This is a genomic window from Vreelandella venusta, from assembly GCF_015689495.1.
Lineage (GTDB): Bacteria > Pseudomonadota > Gammaproteobacteria > Pseudomonadales > Halomonadaceae > Vreelandella > Vreelandella venusta.
In genome coordinates, this window is the sequence record NZ_CP065135.1 from 3,638,331 (window position 1) to 3,657,150 (window position 18,820).

An 18,820-nucleotide genomic window follows, 5' to 3' on the forward strand; every position below is an offset into this window, starting at 1 on the left:
TTACATGCCTCGTTATTATCAATGGGCAGGAGGGATAGCAGGGATATGGCTGAGCACTACCGTCTCAGCCTTTTCCTTGCCTGATTGGCCTCCCAGCTTAGAGCTCGATCACACACTGGTGCAAACCAGTTTGCTAACGCGCCACTTCGACCCGGACCCTGACCATACTAATCAGCAAAAACTGGTGGGCATTGAACTCCATAATCCAGACCGCTGGTTAGCAGGGACGGCATGGTTTAAAAATTCATTTGATCAACCAACCTGGTATTTTTATGCAGGGCGTGAATTCCCCCTTTGGCAATTTGCCGAAGAGATCAATGTACGCGCCAAGCTAACTGGCGGGCTACTACACGGTTATAAAGGTGAATATCGCGACAAGATTCCCTTTAACCATTTAGACACAGCGCCTGTACTGCTACCCAGCATTGGCGTGCAATGGGGGCGCGTAGAATCGGACCTCATCATCTTCGGCACCGCCGGCATGATGGTGACGGCGGGCCTGCGGTTTTAACCAGTTTCGACAGTTACTCCTCGCCCTCGTCTAAGGTTAAACCAAGATTACTGATGCCGTTATTACGTCCTAATTGACGAATTTCCCTTAGGGAGGCTTTATTAATTGGCTCGCTCACGGCATCCAAAACAGCATCCTGGAAATCATTTTCGTCGGCCATCAAGGGATGGTCGCGAATGATCAACGCAAGTGCCTGGGCATCTTCTTCACCTTCCGTTAGTTCGATAAAAGCACGAACGCCCGCCCGCGAGGTGCGACTGACATCTAACACGGCTTCAGACGACTCCCCCAGCAGCGTGTCCAGCAGTGCGGATACCGACACAACAGCATCTAACGCACGGCGCGCTCCAAAGCTCTCATCATCTTCCGGGGGTTCACATTCAGCCAGTTTTTCCGCTTGCCGAGCAAAGTCTATGCTCGCATTCGAAACGCTTAGACGTTCCCACACCAGGCTCAGCACAGTACGCAGTGTATGCTCGTCACCTAACCCCGTGGTTTGTTGATAAAGCGCGTAGTTAGGTAGCAGACGTTCACACAAAGCTGCCATAAACGCTTGCTGAGCGGGCAACGGCAACTGTTGAAGCCGTTGGTAAAATCCTAGGGGTTTAGCCACCATGCTGATTTCCTGGGTCACAATATTGGTGAAATGAACGCGATACGTTATCGTCGCACAAACGCGGCAGGAGATCCCTATCGCGTTATTAACATCGGCCGGCGAGGAGATTACCATGCATATCCATCTGCTACAGCACGGCCCTGACCATGGTCCCGCTCGTCTAACTGACTGGCTTGAGAGTATGGGCCATAGTTACACCGTTTTTCATCTTTATGCGGGCGAGCTAACCCCACGACCAGGTGAGTGCGACGCGCTAATACTACTGGATGGCCCTGAACGTCTAGTGAATGCCCCACCCGGCTGGTTTAAAGCCGAACGCAAGCTGATCAATCGCTACCTGGATGGGCAAAAACCATTATTGGGTATTGGCTTGGGCGCACTGTGGATAGCGGAGGCGTTGGATGCCGTTATTGCCCCAGGTACCTACCCTGAAGTTGGCTGGCACCAAATAACACTTGCCCCAGAAAGCACCTTTGACCTACCCGAACAATTTGAGGCATTTATGAGACACCGGCTAGTGTTTAGCTTACCGGAAAGCGCACTACCGCTAGGCGGCAGCGCAGCAGCACCACTGCAAGGTTTTTCGTGGGACGCCGGGCGTGTCGTCGGTTTGCTGTGTCATTTCGAAGCGACGGCTGCCAGCGTATCACCACTGCTCAATGCCGATGAATGGCCACAGCCTAAAACCGCTGCAGCAGGACGCTTTATACAAACCAATGAACAGATCCTAGCAGATGCTGGGCGCTTCCATCAGTTAGCTCCGCTACTAGACCGTGTGATGACCCAGTGGCTGAAAGCAGCATAATCGATAACCAATACGACGCCGCTAAGCGCTCCATTGCCTAGCGGCTTCCAAGCAGCTCTCCCAATCGCCAACATGCAGCTCCACAGGGCGATTATCTCGCTGCTTTTCAAGGTGATAGCGATAAAGTGGGTCGTAATACTCGGTCAATAGCGGCGCAAGCCATGCTTCGTGGGCTTGAATATTCCCTAGGGCATGAGCATCAAACGCCATGCCTTGTAAGCGCTGTAGACGTTGCAATCGGGCATTGCCTAAGCGTTTCGCCAAACGCTGCAAGGCATTGGCTAATTGAAGTCGCATACGTTGCCAGCCCTCTTGCTGACCATAACGGGCAGTGTAGCGCTGTTCTAGGGCTTCGATATAGTCACGGCGCAACTGCTCTAACCGCCAATCCAGGGGCATCTCAATGCGTATTCGCGGCGCACGTTGTAGGGCATGCCAGAACGTCAGCGGGATATTGGCATTACCGATTTGCCGCGACTCATCTTCTACCACTAAGCTTCCCGTCAGCCCAATTAAGCGCTTAGCCAAGGCATGCTCAAAATTAATTTGTGTTGTCGGTTCTTCCGGCTGCCTCCCAAAAGCCGACCCTTTATGGTTGGCAAACGCCTCCAGATCAACGCCGTTACTCAATTGATTAATTAACGTCGTTTTCGCACAGCCTGTCAGCCCCGCCACGACCAGCATCGGTTGGCTGGCAGCCTCATCAATGCGCTGACATAGCCGTTGTCGCATCGCCTTCCAGCCACCATCAATGCGCGGCCTGTTGATGCCTGCATCAGCAAGCCATTGCTGGGCAATTTGCGAACGCAGTCCTCCGCGAAAACAGTAGACAATAGCGTCTGGTTGACGCGCTACGTATCCCAACCACGCGTCAACGCGTGCTCGCTTAGTATCACCGCTGACTAAACGTTCACCTAATCCGATTGCCGCCTGTTGTCCGTGTTGTTTATAAGCAATGCCCACTTGATGGCGCTCACCATCAACCATTAACGGTAAATTAACCGCACCAGGCAAACTGCCCTGAACAAATTCAACCGGGGCGCGCACATCAATCAGCGGTGTTTTTTGCGCGATTAAACTCAAGGATGCCGGAACAGTCGCTAGCATCAACCAATAACCTCAATCAAAACATCGCCTTGAGCTGCCTTCAGAGTCCCAAACGGTACCAAGTTAAGGCTGTGTTCGCGACCAATACGCTCTACATCATCTTCCCAGGCAGGGTCGACGCTGATCAGCAAACCGCCTGATGTCTGAGGATCACACAGCCATTGCCAGTGAGCGTCGTCCATCACTGGCAACGCTTTACCAAGAGCTTCGCGGTTGCGTAGCGAACCTCCGGGGACAGCGCCCTGCCGACGGTAAGCTTCGGCTTCGGCTAAACGGGGTAAGCGGCGAAAATCAATCTGCGCCTTCACACCGCTTGCGCTGCACATTTCAGCAAGGTGTCCAGCAAGGCCAAACCCGGTGACATCTGTCATCGCGTTAACGCCTTTCACTTTAGCTAACTCAACACCGATATGATTGGGCTTAAGCATCGTTTCACGGGCAAGGCCATGGTGCCCAGCCTCTAACAAGCCACGCTTTTCGGCTGTGGTTAGTAGCCCTACGCCAAGTGGTTTGGTTAGGAATAACAGGTCACCAGGCTTGGCTTGGCTGTTGAGCTTTAACTGCGCTAAATCGACTAACCCATTGACCGCCAAACCAAACATCGGCTCAGGAGCATCGATCGAGTGACCGCCCGCTAACGCTACCCCTAGCTCACGACAAACAGCCTGGGCACCGGCAACAACATCCCCCGCGATCTCTGCGCTGAGCTTATCCAGCGGCCAACCTAAAATCCCCAATGCCATAACCGGCGTGCCGCCCATGGCATACACATCGCTAATCGCATTAGTGGCAGCAATACGACCAAAATCAAAGGGATCATCGACAATCGGCATAAAGAAGTCGGTGGTCGCAATCATGCCGCGGCCGTCACCCAAATCATACACCGCTGCGTCTTCGCGCCCCTTGTTCCCGACAATGAGCTGCTTATGGCCTGCAGCAGGGCCAGCTTTGGCAAGAATCCCATCCAGTACATCTGGTGCAATTTTGCAACCGCAACCCGCTCCGTGACTATATTGGGTTAACCGAATTGCACTCATGGCGCCTCTCCTTAGTCTTAACACTTTTCCTTAGCATAGCTTACGCTAAAGCGCTTCCAGGGCATCACTCAGTTTATCGACAGGAATAACCTCCATCCCCTTCGGGGCCTGCTTGGGTGCATTGCCGCGCGGAACAATGGCTTTCAAAAAGCCGTGCTTAGCCGCTTCAGCAATACGCTCTTGCCCACTGGGCACTGGTCGAATTTCTCCTGAAAGCCCCACTTCGCCAAAGACCACTAGCTCTTTTGGCAGTGCGCGATTTTGCAGGCTGGACACCACGGCTAAAAGCACCGCTAAGTCAGCACTGGTTTCGAGCACTTTTACCCCACCCACCACGTTGAGGAAGACATCTTGATCACCGGTAAACAGACCACCGTGACGATTTAATACGGCTAGCAGCATGGCAAGCCGGTTTTGATCGACGCCCACGGCAACCCGACGTGGATTACCCAGAGCAGACTCGTCGACCAATGCCTGCACTTCCACGAGAATCGGCCGAGTGCCCTCCCACACCACCATCACCAAGCTACCGGGTGCCTGCTCTTCTTGGCGTGAGAGGAAAATTGCGCTGGGATTTTTAACTTCTTTCAACCCCTGCTCGAGCATTGCAAATACACCCAGCTCATTCACCGCGCCGAAGCGGTTTTTTTGGCCGCGGAGCGTTCTAAATCGTGAGTCAGCTCCGCCCTCTAAGAGCAACGAAGCATCAATCATATGCTCCAGTACTTTAGGCCCCGCCAGCGTGCCATCTTTGGTCACATGCCCAACCAGTAAAAGAACCGTGTTCGTTTGCTTAGCAAAGCGTGTCAGCGCTGCCGCAGATTCCCTTACCTGGGCCACGCCCCCCGGCGCAGAGCTGATATCTTCCAGGTGCATGGTCTGGATGGAGTCAATCACCAGAATCTCTGGCTTCTCCCGTTCAGACACCGCCAAGATGGTTTCCACGCTAGTCTCGGCCAACATTTTCAAGCCATTAGTAGGCAGCTGTAAGCGGTGGGCACGCATGGCGACTTGGGAAAGCGACTCCTCCCCAGTGACATATAGAATACGCCGCTGCTGGGCAAGCTTGCAGGCGGTTTGCAGCAGCAGTGTCGATTTACCAGCGCCTGGATTCCCCCCCAGCAATACAGCAGAACCCGGCACTAAGCCTCCACCCAGCACACGATCAAACTCGGCAAAGGTTGAAGTGAGGCGAGGAACCTCACTGAGATCCACATTGCCAAGATCCACCACATCTCGCGATAGGTCTCCGGCATAGCCCGCTCGTCCTGTCGCAGCACTACCTCCAGGCCGCGCACTGGCCAAACGAATCTCACTTAGCGTGTTCCACTCCTGGCAGCTGGAGCACTGGCCTTGCCACTTTCGATACTCTGCACCGCACTCGGTGCATACAAAGGCACTCTTCGCTTTCGCCACCGCCCTATTGCTCCTGTTGATATCTTGATGTCGCCACTGAGCGTTATGCCTCAGCTGACTAGAAATGCAAAAGGCGGCCAATGGCCGCCTTTTAGCGTCGCTTCACACTTTATTGACGCTGTAACTGCAGCATCTCACCATTCTCGAAACGGCGACGCTCTGGGTCAATCAGCTCCAACGTGCGATCACTAATGCGCAGGAAGTAGTAAATCTGACCATCGCCATTCGGCGTTAATTCATAGACAGTTGCAGATGGATCAGACGGCGTGCCTGTCAGCACTTCCCAGTTACCTGCATAATTTTCGTCTGGCGGTGTTTGTGGATGATTACGATAAGTGGCGTTTAACGTGAACGTCCGTTCTTCAGGAGCACTCATTTCTTCGCCTATCATCGTCACATCCAAGTCGATACCATCGCAGTTACGGCAAGGTAGCGTACCTTGGTAATTGACTTGAGAAGCGGTCATTCCTGCATCTTCACTCTGGCCCGTCGGGCCAGCTGCACAGCCCGCCAGCAGTGCCAACATAGCCGAGCCGGCTAGCAAACTCCTAAATTGCATTGAGTGTCTCCTTATCGTGTTGGACATACATTTCTTTCGCGCGCTTATGACAGCATAACCGCTACAAGGTGCGACGCCCACCCCCTAGCTTACTTGAATGCTTGCGCTCGGGCGGTCATCGGGTGACCATGGAATATTAACATTAGGATAATCAGGTTACCCGCATGAGCCAATACTGGAGTCCAGCTGTTCGGGAGCTTACCCCCTATGTGCCAGGTGAGCAGCCCCGTGAACAGGTTATTAAACTCAATACCAATGAAAACCCTTATCCACCCGCACCAGGGGTGAGCAAAGCGCTACGCAATTATGCCACCGATCATTTGCGCTTGTATCCTGACCCTACCTCTTACGCATTGCGTACAGCGCTGGCAGAAACCTATGGGGTTAGCGTCGCCGAAACCTTCGTCGGCAATGGCTCGGATGAAGTGCTCGCGTTTGCGTTCCAGGCCTTTTTCTGCCATGACGCAGCGCTGGATGTCCCCTCAATCACCTATAGCTTCTACCCTGTTTATGCCAATCTTTATGGAGTCACGCTCCGTAAACACCCGCTAAATGCTCAGTGGGAAGTGGACATTGATGCCCTGGCGAGCGCATCAGAGCGCAGCGGTGTTATTTTTGCCAACCCAAACGCGCCAACTGGACACGCGCACTCCCTCGAAACCATTGAGGCTCTGCTTAAACGCGTGACAAACCGGGTGGTATTAATTGATGAGGCTTATGTTGATTTCGGCGCAGAAAGCGCTGTCGCCTTAATTAACCGCTACCCTAATCTACTAGTCACGGGAACGTTCTCGAAATCACGTAGCTTGGCGGGGTTACGCTTGGGCTATGCCATTGGCTCCCCCGAGCTGATTGATGGACTGCAGCGGGTCAAAGACTCGTTTAACTCCTACCCCGTTGATAGTCTCGCAAGCCTCATCGGCATTGAAGCTCTTAAGGATGAAGAGCATTTTAACGCCTGCCGCAATAATGTGATCACAACGCGAGACCGCACACGCCAGCGTCTTGAGCAACTAGGCTTTGAAGTGCTGCCGTCAAAAGCCAACTTCGTGCTTGCTCAACATCCTAACATTGAAGGCGCTCAACTATTTGCAGGCCTCCGCGAGCGAGGAGTGTTGGTTCGCCACTTTAATACCGATGCACTCAACAACTTCTTGCGCATCACCATCGGTACAGATGATGAGATGGATAGTTTAATAGAGGCACTGGAAGCAATCTGCCGCTAGTTTTTGCCGTTCCATGCATCAAGATCCTCAGTGCACGAGGCTCTAAGGGATTTTTCAGACAGTCCATAACCAATATCACCAACAAAAAACCCCAGCTTCAGTTGAAGCTGGGGTTTTTCTTGATAGGTGCCTGACGAAGCCCTCCACGCCGCCCTCGTCATTCCCGCAGGTCCTGCCCTTGTCATTCCCGCAGGCTCCTAGCGGGAATCCATGTTGAAGTGGGGTTTCGGGCTACTCCAGGCAAAGGACAAGGTGGATTCCCGATCACCCCGCTCGGGAATGACGGTGTAGTGAGTTGGGAGCGTCCCTAATTGATTTTCTTCCGCGCAAACAAAAAACCCAGCCGATTGGCTGGGTTCTTTGCTAAATAAGTGCCTGACGATGACCTACTCTCGCATGGGGAGACCCCACACTACCATCGGCGCTAAGCGGTTTCACTTCTGAGTTCGGCATGGGATCAGGTGGTTCACGCGTGCTATGGTCGTCAGGCGTAACTTGTAATGCATATCATGCTGAGGTGTTTTGTGGCGTCTCTCGTTTCCTGTCACCGACAGGAAGCGCGTATCCGGTTTTCATTATCACTGCGACCAGACCCCTTAGGTGTTATAGGGTCAAGCCTCACGGGCCATTAGTACACGTTAGCTCAACGCCTTGCAGCGCTTCCACACCGTGCCTATCAACCAGCTGGTCTCGCTGGGCCCTTCAGGAGGCTCTAGGCCTCAGGGATGTCTCATCTTGAAGGGGGCTTCCCGCTTAGATGCTTTCAGCGGTTATCCCGTCCGCACATAGCTACCCGGCAATGCCACTGGCGTGACAACCGGAACACCAGAGGTGCGTCCACTCCGGTCCTCTCGTACTAGGAGCAGCCCTTCTCAAACATCCAACGCCCACGGCAGATAGGGACCGAACTGTCTCACGACGTTCTAAACCCAGCTCGCGTACCACTTTAAATGGCGAACAGCCATACCCTTGGGACCGACTTCAGCCCCAGGATGTGATGAGCCGACATCGAGGTGCCAAACACCGCCGTCGATGTGAACTCTTGGGCGGTATCAGCCTGTTATCCCCGGAGTACCTTTTATCCGTTGAGCGATGGCCCTTCCATACAGAACCACCGGATCACTAGAACCTGCTTTCGCACCTGCTCGACGTGTCTGTCTCGCAGTCAAGCACCCTTATGCTCTTGCACTCATTGCACGATGTCCGACCGTGCTGAGGGTACCTTCGTGCTCCTCCGTTACTCTTTGGGAGGAGACCGCCCCAGTCAAACTACCCACCACACACTGTCCTCGATCCGGATAACGGACCTGAGTGAGAACGCCAATGATGCCAGGCTGGTATTTCAAGGTTGGCTCCCCTCGAACTGGCGTCCGAGATTCAAAGCCTCCCAGCTATCCTACACAGGCAACATCAGCGTCCAGTGTGAAGCTATAGTAAAGGTTCACGGGGTCTTTCCGTCTAGCCGCGGGTACACCGCATCTTCACGGCGATTTCAATTTCACTGAGTCTCGGGTGGAGACAGCGTGGCCATCATTACGCCATTCGTGCAGGTCGGAACTTACCCGACAAGGAATTTCGCTACCTTAGGACCGTTATAGTTACGGCCGCCGTTTACCGGGGCTTCAATCAAGAGCTTCGGACGAATCCTAACACCATCATTTAACCTTCCGGCACCGGGCAGGCGTCACACCCTATACGTCCGCTTGCGCGTTAGCAGAGTGCTGTGTTTTTACTAAACAGTTGCAGCCACCTGGTATCTTCGACCGGTTCGGGCTTAGAGAGCAAGTCTCATCACCCTACGCCGGCGTGCCTTCTCCCGAAGTTACGGCACCATTTTGCCTAGTTCCTTCACCCGAGTTCTCTCAAGCGCCTTGGGATTCTCACCCTGACCACCTGTGTCGGTTTGGGGTACGGTCGCACATGATCTGAAGCTTAGAGGCTTTTCCTGGAAGCGTGGCATCAATGACTTCCTGACCGTAGTCAGTTCGTTTCGTGTCTCGGCCTTGAAGGGTCCCGGATTTACCTAAGACCCAAGCCTACTCACTTTCACCAGGACAACCAACGCCTGGCTCACCTAGCCTTCTCCGTCCCCCCATCGCAATCATGTCCGGTACGGGAATATTGACCCGTTTCCCATCGACTACGCCTTTCGGCCTCGCCTTAGGGGCCGACTCACTCTGCTCCGATTAGCGTCGAACAGAAACCCTTGGTCTTCCGGCGGGGGAGTTTTTCACTCCCCTTATCGTTACTCATGTCAGCATTCGCACTCGTGATACCTCCAGCGAACTTCTCAATTCACCTTCATCGGCTTACACGACGCTCCTCTACCGCTCACACATAGTGTGAACCCGTAGCTTCGGTACCTGGTTTAGCCCCGTTACATCTTCCGCGCAGGCCGACTCGACTAGTGAGCTATTACGCTTTCTTTAAAGGATGGCTGCTTCTAAGCCAACCTCCTAGCTGTCTGAGCCTTCCCACATCGTTTCCCACTTAACCAGGATTTCGGGACCTTAGCTGACGGTCTGGGTTGTTTCCCTTTTCACGACGGACGTTAGCACCCGCCGTGTGTCTCCCACGCTTGCACTCACCGGTATTCGGAGTTTGCCTCGGGTTGGTAAGTCGGGATGACCCCCTAGCCGAAACAGTGCTCTACCCCCGGCGGTGATACGTGAGGCGCTACCTAAATAGCTTTCGAGGAGAACCAGCTATCTCCGAGCTTGATTAGCCTTTCACTCCGATCCACAAGTCATCCAAATCTTTTTCAACAGATCCTGGTTCGGGCCTCCAGTTGATGTTACTCAACCTTCACCCTGCTCATGGATAGATCGCTCGGTTTCGGGTCTATATCCAGCGACTGTGTCGCCCAGTTAAGACTCGGTTTCCCTACGGCTCCCCTAAACGGTTAACCTCGCCACTGAATATAAGTCGCTGACCCATTATACAAAAGGTACGCAGTCACAGAACAAGTCTGCTCCTACTGCTTGTACGCACACGGTTTCAGGGTCTATTTCACTCCCCTCTCCGGGGTTCTTTTCGCCTTTCCCTCACGGTACTGGTTCACTATCGGTCAGCCAGGAGTATTTAGCCTTGGAGGATGGTCCCCCCGTCTTCAGTCAAGGTTTCTCGTGCCCCGACCTACTCGATTTCACATGATCAGATTTTCGACTACGGGGCTATCACCCACTACGGCCGCGCTTCCCAGCGCATTCGTCTAATCAGTCACATGCTTAAGGGCTGGTCCCCGTTCGCTCGCCGCTACTAGGGGAATCTCGGTTGATTTCTTTTCCTCAGGGTACTTAGATGTTTCAGTTCCCCTGGTTCGCCTCTTACGCCTATATATTCAGCGCAAGATACTCATCTTATGATGAGTGGGTTTCCCCATTCAGAGATGCCCGGGTCACAGGTTGTTTGCCACCTCGCCGAGCCTTATCGCAGGCTTCCACGTCTTTCATCGCCTCTGGCTGCCTAGGCATCCACCGTGTGCGCTTCATTGCTTGACCCTATAACCCGAAGGAGTCTGGTGTCTCGCAATGATAACGATTGCCGGATACGCTTGAGACGTATCACAAAACAATTACGTATAAACGTTTTAAAACGTTTATGTCAGCATGATATACATTGTTAAAGAGCGACTGCTATGCGCAGTGATAAGCGAGTGCTTTTTTCACATTAAAAGAAAAAGAAAGACCTTTTTTTCTTCTTTCAACATAAAGAAAACGCTTATCACTGCGTATCAACAGCATTCTGATCAGGTAATTCATTGTGAGCGCTTACCGCGAGGGATGATGCATCGTTTAAGGAGGTGATCCAGCCGCAGGTTCCCCTACGGCTACCTTGTTACGACTTCACCCCAGTCATGAACCACACCGTGGTGATCGCTTTCCCGAAGGTTAAGCTAACCACTTCTGGTGCAGTCCACTCCCATGGTGTGACGGGCGGTGTGTACAAGGCCCGGGAACGTATTCACCGTGACATTCTGATTCACGATTACTAGCGATTCCGACTTCACGGAGTCGAGTTGCAGACTCCGATCCGGACTGAGACCGGCTTTTCGGGATTAGCTGACTCTCGCGAGCTCGCAACCCTTTGTACCGGCCATTGTAGCACGTGTGTAGCCCTACTCGTAAGGGCCATGATGACTTGACGTCGTCCCCACCTTCCTCCGGTTTGTCACCGGCAGTCTCCTTAGAGTTCCCGCCATTACGCGCTGGCAAATAAGGACAAGGGTTGCGCTCGTTACGGGACTTAACCCAACATTTCACAACACGAGCTGACGACAGCCATGCAGCACCTGTCTCTGCGTTCCCGAAGGCACCAAGTGATCTCTCACAAGTTCGCAGGATGTCAAGAGTAGGTAAGGTTCTTCGCGTTGCATCGAATTAAACCACATGCTCCACCGCTTGTGCGGGCCCCCGTCAATTCATTTGAGTTTTAACCTTGCGGCCGTACTCCCCAGGCGGTCGACTTATCGCGTTAACTTCGCCACAAAGTGCGCTAGGCACCCAACGGCTGGTCGACATCGTTTACGGCGTGGACTACCAGGGTATCTAATCCTGTTTGCTACCCACGCTTTCGCACCTCAGTGTCAGTGTCAGTCCAGAAGGCCGCCTTCGCCACTGGTATTCCTCCCGATCTCTACGCATTTCACCGCTACACCGGGAATTCTACCTTCCTCTCCTGCACTCTAGCTTGACAGTTCCGGATGCCGTTCCCAGGTTGAGCCCGGGGCTTTCACAACCGGCTTATCAAGCCACCTACGCGCGCTTTACGCCCAGTAATTCCGATTAACGCTTGCACCCTCCGTATTACCGCGGCTGCTGGCACGGAGTTAGCCGGTGCTTCTTCTGCGAGTGATGTCTTTCCTAATGGGTATTAACCACTAGGCGTTCTTCCTCGCTGAAAGTGCTTTACAACCCGAGGGCCTTCTTCACACACGCGGCATGGCTGGATCAGGCTTTCGCCCATTGTCCAATATTCCCCACTGCTGCCTCCCGTAGGAGTTCGGGCCGTGTCTCAGTCCCGATGTGGCTGATCATCCTCTCAGACCAGCTACGGATCGTCGCCTTGGTGAGCCTTTACCTCACCAACTAGCTAATCCGACATAGGCTCATCCAATAGCGGGAGCCGGAGCCCCCTTTCTCCCGTAGGACGTATGCGGTATTAGCCTGGGTTTCCCCAGGTTATCCCCCACTATCGGGCAGATTCCTACGCATTACTCACCCGTCCGCCGCTCGTCAGCGGGTAGCAAGCTACCCCTGTTACCGCTCGACTTGCATGTGTTAGGCCTGCCGCCAGCGTTCAATCTGAGCCATGATCAAACTCTTCAGTTTAAAATCATTGTGATGCTTACTCGTCACCCGAAGGCAACAAAAGCGCATCAAACTTGGCTCAAGGTTCAAACGAATTCATTCAAACTTTCGTTCTCATGACCGCTTGCCTTGATATTTGGTGATTTATCACCCTCATCGGCAAGCGCCCACATGAATTACCTGATCAAATTGTTAAAGAGCTGTTTTCGCTGCTGAACTTCCGAAGAAGTCACTGGCTAACCGATGAACTGGCTTGCCTCAGCGAGGAAGGCGTATTCTACGCATTTCCTAGTGTTTGTCAATCACTGTTTTAAGTGAGTGAAGCGAGTGAGCGAAGAAAGCAAGATAACAATGCTTTCTGGCGTGGCTCGTTTCAAAAAGCGCTGGAAGACATCGAAGCATGTGACTGCTGAGTTCTTCTAACTCTCTGACAAACCGAAGGTTTTCACCTTCAATCACCGCTGGTAACGCTGTGCGTCCCCGGCAGCGGATGCGTACTTTACGGATTCGCTGCCGTCTTGGCAAGTAGTTTTTTGAGAAAATGCGAATAAACTTTAACTTCTAGGCTTGGCCTTGCGCATAACGGCCAAAACGGGCCCAGAGCAAACATAAGCACCAAAAAGCAGTAGCAGCATGACAGACGGTTCCACTGAGATCATGACGAACCCTAGCACCACCGCTAACAGCACAACAAAAGGTACAGGCTTTTTAAAATCGAGGTCCTTGAAGCTGTAATAACGGATATTGCTAACCATAAGCACCCCCGCCGCCCCTACTACAAACAGCATAAGCAGCTTAAAACCTACCGCATCTGCATCAAAACTATGGAAGGTCCATACACTTGCAGCCACTAAAGCGGCAGCGGATGGGCTTGGTAAGCCGATAAACCATTTCTTATCAACACTACCAATCTGTACATTAAAGCGCGCCAGGCGCAGTGCAGCACAAGCCACATAAAGAAATGCTACGACCCAACCCGTTTTACCGATGTCTTGTAAAATCCAGGTAAAGGCCACCAATGCAGGCGCCATACCGAACGAGATCATGTCGGAAAGGCTATCGTACTCGGCGCCAAACTCGCTTTGAGTATTGGTCATCCGGGCAACACGGCCATCAAGCCCATCAAGCACCATGGCGATAAAAATTGCCACTGCTGCCGAAGTAAATTCTCCGTTAATCCCCGCCACCACCGCGAAGAACCCTGAAAACAGCGCAGACGTAGTAAACAAGTTAGGTAATAAGTAAATGCCTTTTCGGCGAATCTTCTTACCGTCTTCAACCGCTTCTTCAACCACTTCGGTTTCGCGCAAAAAAACGCTAGCAAGATCTTCATTGCTTATGTCGCCATGACTTACGCTGCCATTACTCAGCTTTTCGTGACTAGCGTCTTCTTGCTCTCCAGTGCCACTCTCTTCTATTTTCTGGCCTTCTTGAGGCACTGACTGTGGGGCCTGTTTACGCTCTTGATCGCGAGCATCCTGGGTCATAAATATCATCCGTTTGAAGTGAAGTCACAAGAACAGTGATCCCTTTTCATTCTACACGGTGACGCTAACTCAGCCAGTCAATTGCAGCATGCGACGCCAAACGACTCGGGGCGCAACAATGTGCGCCCCGAGACTTTAACTAGCGTACTAACACGCTAACCGCTTAGTTTTTCGATTTATCAACCAACTGGTTGGCAGCGATCCACGGCATCATGCCACGTAGCTTAGCACCTACTTGCTCAATTTCGTGTTCAGCATTCAAGCGACGACGTGCCGTCATCGACGGGTAGTTGGTGTTGCCTTCCTGGATGAACATTTTGGCATACTCACCCGTTTGGATACGCTTGAGTGCATTGCGCATTGCAGCACGAGACTCATCGTTAATCACTTCAGGGCCAGTCACATACTCACCGTACTCCGCATTGTTGGAGATGGAGTAGTTCATGTTGGCGATGCCGCCTTCGTACATCAGGTCAACAATCAGCTTAAGCTCATGCAGACACTCGAAGTAAGCCATTTCTGGCGCATAGCCTGCTTCAGTCAGCGTTTCAAAGCCAGCTTTAACCAGCTCAACTGCGCCGCCACACAGAACTGCTTGCTCGCCAAACAGATCCGTTTCGGTCTCATCTTTGAAGGTAGTTTCGATGATACCGCTACGGCCGCCACCGACGCCTGCCGCGTAGGAAAGCGCCAGTTCTTTGGCATTACCAGATGCATCCTGGTGGATAGCGATCAGGTCAGGAATGCCGCCACCTTTAACAAACTCAGAACGAACCGTGTGACCTGGCGCTTTCGGCGCGATCATGATGACATCTAGATCTTTGCGCGGCTCGATCTGGTTGTAGTGGATGTTAAAGCCATGAGCGAAGGCCAAGGTCGCGCCCTCTTTCAAGTTCGGCTCTACTTCTTGCTCGTAGATCGCTTTTTGATTCTCATCCGGCGCCAGAATCATGACAACGTCTGCGGTTTTGCACGCTTCTGGAACGCTTGCCACTTTCAGGCCTGCGGCTTCTGCTTTGGCGGCAGAGGAAGAACCTTTGCGCAGAGCAACTGTGACGTCGACGCCAGACTCTTTCAAGTTATTCGCATGGGCATGGCCTTGCGAACCATAACCAACAATAGTGACTTTCTTAGCCTGAATGAGGGACAGGTCACAATCTTTATCGTAATAAACGTGCATGGCGAGACTCCAGAAGTCGATGAAACCAAAAGTTTTTATTGCGTATATGTCAGCGTTGATGGCCACCCGTGCCGTCTTTTGCAGCACTGGGCTTTGGCATTGAGATCACTCTACGCCACCGCCACCATTGCGTAAAACGCTATATTTGCAACATACTATTTCTAATTATGAAACACCGATCTTAACAGTGGGCTTACTATGGATTTCCGCTTATTAAAGCATGTGGTAACACTGGCCGAGACGCTGCACTTTGGCCGCGCCAGCGAGCTTTGTCATATCAGCCCCTCCACCCTAAGCCGCTCAATCCAGCAGGTTGAAAGCGAGCTAGGCACGCAACTATTTGAGCGCGACAATCGCCATGTCACGCTAACCCCTCAAGGCTTAGCGTTTCAGCACTATGCAAAAGAGACCTTAGAGCAATGGGAAATGCAGAAGCGAACACTGGCCGCCACGGTGGCACAGCTGAGTGGCGAAATAAGCATTTACTGCTCGGTAACCGCCAGCTATAGCTTTCTCTACGAGCTCCTGAGTGATGTGCGTACTCGACACCCCGGTATCGAATTAAAGCTGCATACCGGCGACCCCGCGGATGCCATGTCGCGGGTACTGGAAGGCGCAGACGATATGGCCATCACCCCCCGGCCGCGGATTCCCCCCAGCGCCCTGGCGTTTAAATCACTTACCCGCTCGCCGCTGCTGTTTATTGCACCGACAGAAGCCCACGATTGGCTGCCAAGCCAGCCGGAAAGCTCAACAGCAGAGCAGTGGCGTGATGTCCCGATGATTCTTTCAGAGGCAGGGCTTTCAAGGGAGTACGCCAACACGTGGTTTAAAGCGATGGGCATTACGCCACGCATTTATGCCCAAGTCGCTGGGCACGAAGCGATTGTCAGCATGGTAGGGCTGGGGTTTGGCGTGGGAGTGGTACCCAAAATCGTGCTAGATAACAGCCCGCTGTCCGAACGTGTGCAAGTACTCAACGTAAAACCCGAGCTACCCCACTACGATGTCGGAGTTTGCGTGCTTAACCGACGCCTCAAAAATCCGATGATTGACGCGTTTTGGGCGACTGTGACGCCAGGTTAACGTGTGCTTAAAAGATACAAAAAAGCCGCCCTGATAAGGACGGCTTTGCCAACGACAGATTCAACTAGCATGTTGCGTTTACAACGATAGAACTTTATCGCCGCGAGCAATACCGGACACCCCGGTACGCGCCACTTCGAGAATGCCTACCGGCGCCATGGCCTGTAGGAAGGCATCCAGCTTAGCGGCGTCACCGGTAATCTGAACGGTATAAAGGCTTGGCGTTACGTCGACGATCTGCGCCCGGAAAATATCCACCGTACGCTTCACTTCATCGCGGGCAGCACCTAACGCTTTTACTTTCACCAGCATCAGCTCACGCTCAATGTGGTTACCTTCCGTCAGGTCGACCAGCTTCACCACATCAATCAGCTTATTAAGATGCTTGGTGATTTGCTCAATCACTCGGTCATCACCCACGGTGGTCACCGTCAGGCGTGACAGCGACGGGTCTTCGGTCGGTGCAACGTTCAGCGTTTCAATGTTGAAGTTACGCTGGGAGAACAGCCCGACCACACGTGACAGCGCACCCGGTTCGTTTTCCATCAGAATCGAGATGATATGACGCATCAGGTACGCTCCGTTTTAGACAGCAGCATGTCACGCATGGCACCCAACGGTACCTGCATCGGATAGACGTGCTCAAAGGGATCAACCTTCACATCCAGGAACACTAGCTCATGTTTGTCAGCAAAGGCGCGCTCTAGCGCCGGTTCCAACTCATCAAGTGTGTTCACGGTGATTGCGGTAAATCCGTAAGCCTCAATTAGCATGTGGAAGTCTGGCAGCGACTCCATATAGGAGTGCGCATGACGGGACTTGTAGTTCAAATCCTGCCACTGCCTAACCATGCCCAGCGATGCATTGTTGAGGTTTACAATTTTGACGCCCACGCCGTACTGCTTACAGGTAGAAAGCTCCTGCATCATCATCTGGAAGCTGCCTTCCCCTGTGACACACACAACGTCGTCATCAGGGAAGTTCTGCTTGATACCCATGGCAGCCGGGAAGCCAAAGCCCATGGTGCCCAAACCACCCGACGTGATCAGACGGTTAGGCTTATCAAACTTGTAGTACTGAGCAGCAAACATCTGGTGCTGGCCAACATCCGTCGTCACATAGGCTTCACCGCGAGTAACACGGCATAGCGCTTCGATAACTTCCTGTGGCTTCAACACTTCGCCTGGCTTAGAAGGCTCGTATAGCTTGCCTTCACGCTCGGCGCGCCAGCCGTCAATCTTTTGCCACCACTCGGCTAGCGCTTCAGGCTGCGAAATTGACTGCCCCTGAACCAGGCTGATCATTTCATTAATGACGCTAGACGCTGGCCCAACGATGGGCACATCTGCACGTACGGTTTTAGATACCGAGCTTGGGTCCACATCCACGTGAATGATTTTTGCCGTGGGGCAAAACTTCGACGTGTTGTTGGTCACTCGGTCATCAAAACGCGCGCCAATAGCGATAATTAAATCCGCATGGTGCATGGCCATATTGGACTCATACGAGCCGTGCATCCCCAACCAGCCCAGGCACTGCCGATCACTTTGCGGGTAGGCGCCGATGCCCATCAACGTTGTGGTAATGGGGAAGCCGAGCTGTTTGACCAAATCGGTCAACCCTTCGCTTGCCTTGCCAGTTACCACGCCACCGCCGGTATAGAACACCGGGCGCTTGGCTTTCAGCATCATCTCAACGGCTTTTTTAATTTGACCGGTATGCCCCCGGGTAACCGGGTTATAGGAGCGCATCTTGACCTTTTTCGGGTAGACGTACTCATAGCGCTCGGTCGGTGCTGTCATATCTTTAGGGATATCGACCACGACCGGACCCGGGCGACCAGTCGCCGCAAGATAGAAGGCTTTTTTCAGCACTTCTGGAATCTCAGACGGATGCCGAATTGAGAAGCTGTGCTTCACGATGGGGCGAGTTACACCCACAATATCGGTTTCCTGGAAGGCATCGTCACCAATCAGGTGGCTCATGACCTGACCGCACAGCACGACCATTGGAATCGAATCCATATAGGCAGTCGCAATGCCGGTAACCGCATTGGTAGCACCAGGACCGGAGGTGACTAGCACCACGCCTGGCTTACCCGCCGCACGGGCATAGCCATCTGCTGCGTGAGTTGCAGCCTGTTCGTGACGCACGAGAATGTGCTTCACCTTGTCCTGGCGGAACAGCGCATCGTAAATGTGCAGCGCCGCGCCGCCGGGATAACCATAAATGTACTCAACGCCCTCATCCTGCAAGAAGCGGGCGATCATATCTGCGCCGGAAAGCAGTTCCACTGTGTTTCTCCCCTGGAGGTCTCGAGTGCGATCCGCAGGACATCCTGCGGTGTCGAGTGCGGCGGTATGCCGCTGCCGGCCCATGCCGGCACCTGATGCCAAACCCTGGCATATGGCCCGGTTAGGGCCTGCACTCTCATCGGAAGCACCGGTATATCATCAAATACGCCAGTAGCTACCTTACACG

At 53.0% G+C, this 18,820-nt stretch carries 13 protein-coding genes and 3 rRNA genes; 4 read left to right on the top strand and 12 right to left on the bottom strand.

Translation table 11 applies throughout. The features are described 5' to 3' along the window. Positions 1 to 4: 4 nt before the first annotated feature. A complete protein-coding gene (locus IR195_RS16980) occupies positions 5 to 511 on the top strand; it encodes a hypothetical protein (RefSeq protein WP_125751581.1) in 507 nt (168 codons plus the stop codon). Between the two features lie 13 nt (positions 512 to 524). Here IR195_RS16980 and IR195_RS16985 read toward each other — a convergent pair whose 3' ends face one another. After that, on the bottom strand, positions 525 to 1,127 hold the full coding sequence (locus IR195_RS16985) for a YjaG family protein (RefSeq protein WP_146944854.1): 603 nt from the start codon (positions 1,125 to 1,127) through the stop codon (positions 525 to 527). 112 nt (positions 1,128 to 1,239) lie between these two features. On the opposite strand from IR195_RS16985, the gene IR195_RS16990 reads away from it, so the two are divergent. Then, on the top strand, positions 1,240 to 1,932 hold the full coding sequence (locus tag IR195_RS16990; RefSeq protein WP_206048124.1) for a type 1 glutamine amidotransferase: 693 nt from the start codon (positions 1,240 to 1,242) through the stop codon (positions 1,930 to 1,932). A 21-nt stretch (positions 1,933 to 1,953) separates the two neighbouring features. Here IR195_RS16990 and mnmH read toward each other — a convergent pair whose 3' ends face one another. The 4 genes from mnmH to IR195_RS17010 all read right to left on the bottom strand — a co-directional run bounded on the left by mnmH (position 1,954) and on the right by IR195_RS17010 (position 6,051). After that, a complete protein-coding gene (mnmH, locus tag IR195_RS16995) occupies positions 1,954 to 3,039 on the bottom strand; it encodes a tRNA 2-selenouridine(34) synthase MnmH (protein WP_146944772.1) in 1,086 nt (361 codons plus the stop codon). Further along, positions 3,039 to 4,076, bottom strand: a complete 1,038-nt coding sequence (selD, locus tag IR195_RS17000) for a selenide, water dikinase SelD (RefSeq protein WP_206048125.1) — start codon at positions 4,074 to 4,076, stop codon at positions 3,039 to 3,041. Before selD ends, mnmH begins: the two co-directional genes overlap by 1 nt. Positions 4,077 to 4,121: 45 nt before the next feature. Continuing rightward, entirely contained in the window at positions 4,122 to 5,492 is a 1,371-nt protein-coding gene (radA, locus tag IR195_RS17005) for a DNA repair protein RadA (protein ID WP_125751593.1), read from the bottom strand. Between the two features lie 109 nt (positions 5,493 to 5,601). Beyond that, a complete protein-coding gene (locus tag IR195_RS17010; RefSeq protein ID WP_125751595.1) occupies positions 5,602 to 6,051 on the bottom strand; it encodes a copper resistance protein NlpE N-terminal domain-containing protein in 450 nt (149 codons plus the stop codon). Positions 6,052 to 6,215: 164 nt separating this feature from the next. On the opposite strand from IR195_RS17010, the gene hisC reads away from it, so the two are divergent. Continuing rightward, on the top strand, positions 6,216 to 7,277 hold the full coding sequence (gene hisC, locus IR195_RS17015) for a histidinol-phosphate transaminase (RefSeq protein WP_206048126.1): 1,062 nt from the start codon (positions 6,216 to 6,218) through the stop codon (positions 7,275 to 7,277). 373 nt (positions 7,278 to 7,650) lie between these two features. Here the strand turns inward: hisC and rrf are convergent. The 5 genes from rrf to ilvC all read right to left on the bottom strand — a co-directional run bounded on the left by rrf (position 7,651) and on the right by ilvC (position 15,253). Beyond that, positions 7,651 to 7,766, bottom strand: a 5S ribosomal RNA gene (rrf, locus tag IR195_RS17020). A 118-nt stretch (positions 7,767 to 7,884) separates the two neighbouring features. After that, positions 7,885 to 10,777, bottom strand: a 23S ribosomal RNA gene (locus tag IR195_RS17025). 295 nt (positions 10,778 to 11,072) lie between these two features. After that, positions 11,073 to 12,607 (bottom strand): 16S ribosomal RNA (locus IR195_RS17030). The 16S, 23S and 5S rRNA genes sit together here, the layout of an rRNA operon. A gap of 533 nt (positions 12,608 to 13,140) precedes the next feature. After that, positions 13,141 to 14,073: a CDP-diacylglycerol--serine O-phosphatidyltransferase gene (gene pssA, locus IR195_RS17035; RefSeq protein ID WP_206048127.1), complete on the bottom strand. Its 933-nt coding sequence runs from the start codon at positions 14,071 to 14,073 to the stop codon at positions 13,141 to 13,143. A 163-nt stretch (positions 14,074 to 14,236) separates the two neighbouring features. Further along, positions 14,237 to 15,253 carry a ketol-acid reductoisomerase gene (ilvC, locus tag IR195_RS17040; protein ID WP_016916053.1) on the bottom strand — a complete coding sequence of 339 codons (1,017 nt, stop codon included), beginning with the start codon at positions 15,251 to 15,253 and terminating at the stop codon, positions 14,237 to 14,239. Positions 15,254 to 15,451: 198 nt separating this feature from the next. On the opposite strand from ilvC, the gene ilvY reads away from it, so the two are divergent. Beyond that, positions 15,452 to 16,339, top strand: coding sequence for an HTH-type transcriptional activator IlvY (ilvY, locus tag IR195_RS17045; protein ID WP_125751606.1), 888 nt, complete (start codon positions 15,452 to 15,454; stop codon positions 16,337 to 16,339). Between the two features lie 78 nt (positions 16,340 to 16,417). Here the strand turns inward: ilvY and ilvN are convergent, their stop codons facing one another. Then, positions 16,418 to 16,909, bottom strand: a complete 492-nt coding sequence (ilvN, locus tag IR195_RS17050) for an acetolactate synthase small subunit (protein ID WP_027336791.1) — start codon at positions 16,907 to 16,909, stop codon at positions 16,418 to 16,420. Continuing rightward, positions 16,909 to 18,633 (bottom strand): acetolactate synthase 3 large subunit, encoded by a 1,725-nt coding sequence (locus tag IR195_RS17055; RefSeq protein WP_125753799.1) that lies wholly within the window; start codon positions 18,631 to 18,633, stop codon positions 16,909 to 16,911. Before IR195_RS17055 ends, ilvN begins: the two co-directional genes overlap by 1 nt. Positions 18,634 to 18,820 lie beyond the last annotated feature (187 nt).

Coding starts and splice junctions, on each gene's coding strand:
- IR195_RS17010 (WP_125751595.1), bottom strand. CDS start 6,051: ATGCAATTTAGGAGTTTGCTAGCCGGCTCGGCTATGTTGGCACTGCTG.
- ilvN (WP_027336791.1), bottom strand. CDS start 16,909: ATGCGTCATATCATCTCGATTCTGATGGAAAACGAACCGGGTGCGCTG.
- IR195_RS16990 (WP_206048124.1), top strand. CDS start 1,240: ATGCATATCCATCTGCTACAGCACGGCCCTGACCATGGTCCCGCTCGT.
- ilvY (WP_125751606.1), top strand. CDS start 15,452: ATGGATTTCCGCTTATTAAAGCATGTGGTAACACTGGCCGAGACGCTG.
- mnmH (WP_146944772.1), bottom strand. CDS start 3,039: ATGCTAGCGACTGTTCCGGCATCCTTGAGTTTAATCGCGCAAAAAACA.
- pssA (WP_206048127.1), bottom strand. CDS start 14,073: ATGACCCAGGATGCTCGCGATCAAGAGCGTAAACAGGCCCCACAGTCA.
- IR195_RS16980 (WP_125751581.1), top strand. CDS start 5: ATGCCTCGTTATTATCAATGGGCAGGAGGGATAGCAGGGATATGGCTG.
- IR195_RS16985 (WP_146944854.1), bottom strand. CDS start 1,127: ATGGTGGCTAAACCCCTAGGATTTTACCAACGGCTTCAACAGTTGCCG.
- ilvC (WP_016916053.1), bottom strand. CDS start 15,253: ATGCACGTTTATTACGATAAAGATTGTGACCTGTCCCTCATTCAGGCT.
- selD (WP_206048125.1), bottom strand. CDS start 4,076: ATGAGTGCAATTCGGTTAACCCAATATAGTCACGGAGCGGGTTGCGGT.
- hisC (WP_206048126.1), top strand. CDS start 6,216: ATGAGCCAATACTGGAGTCCAGCTGTTCGGGAGCTTACCCCCTATGTG.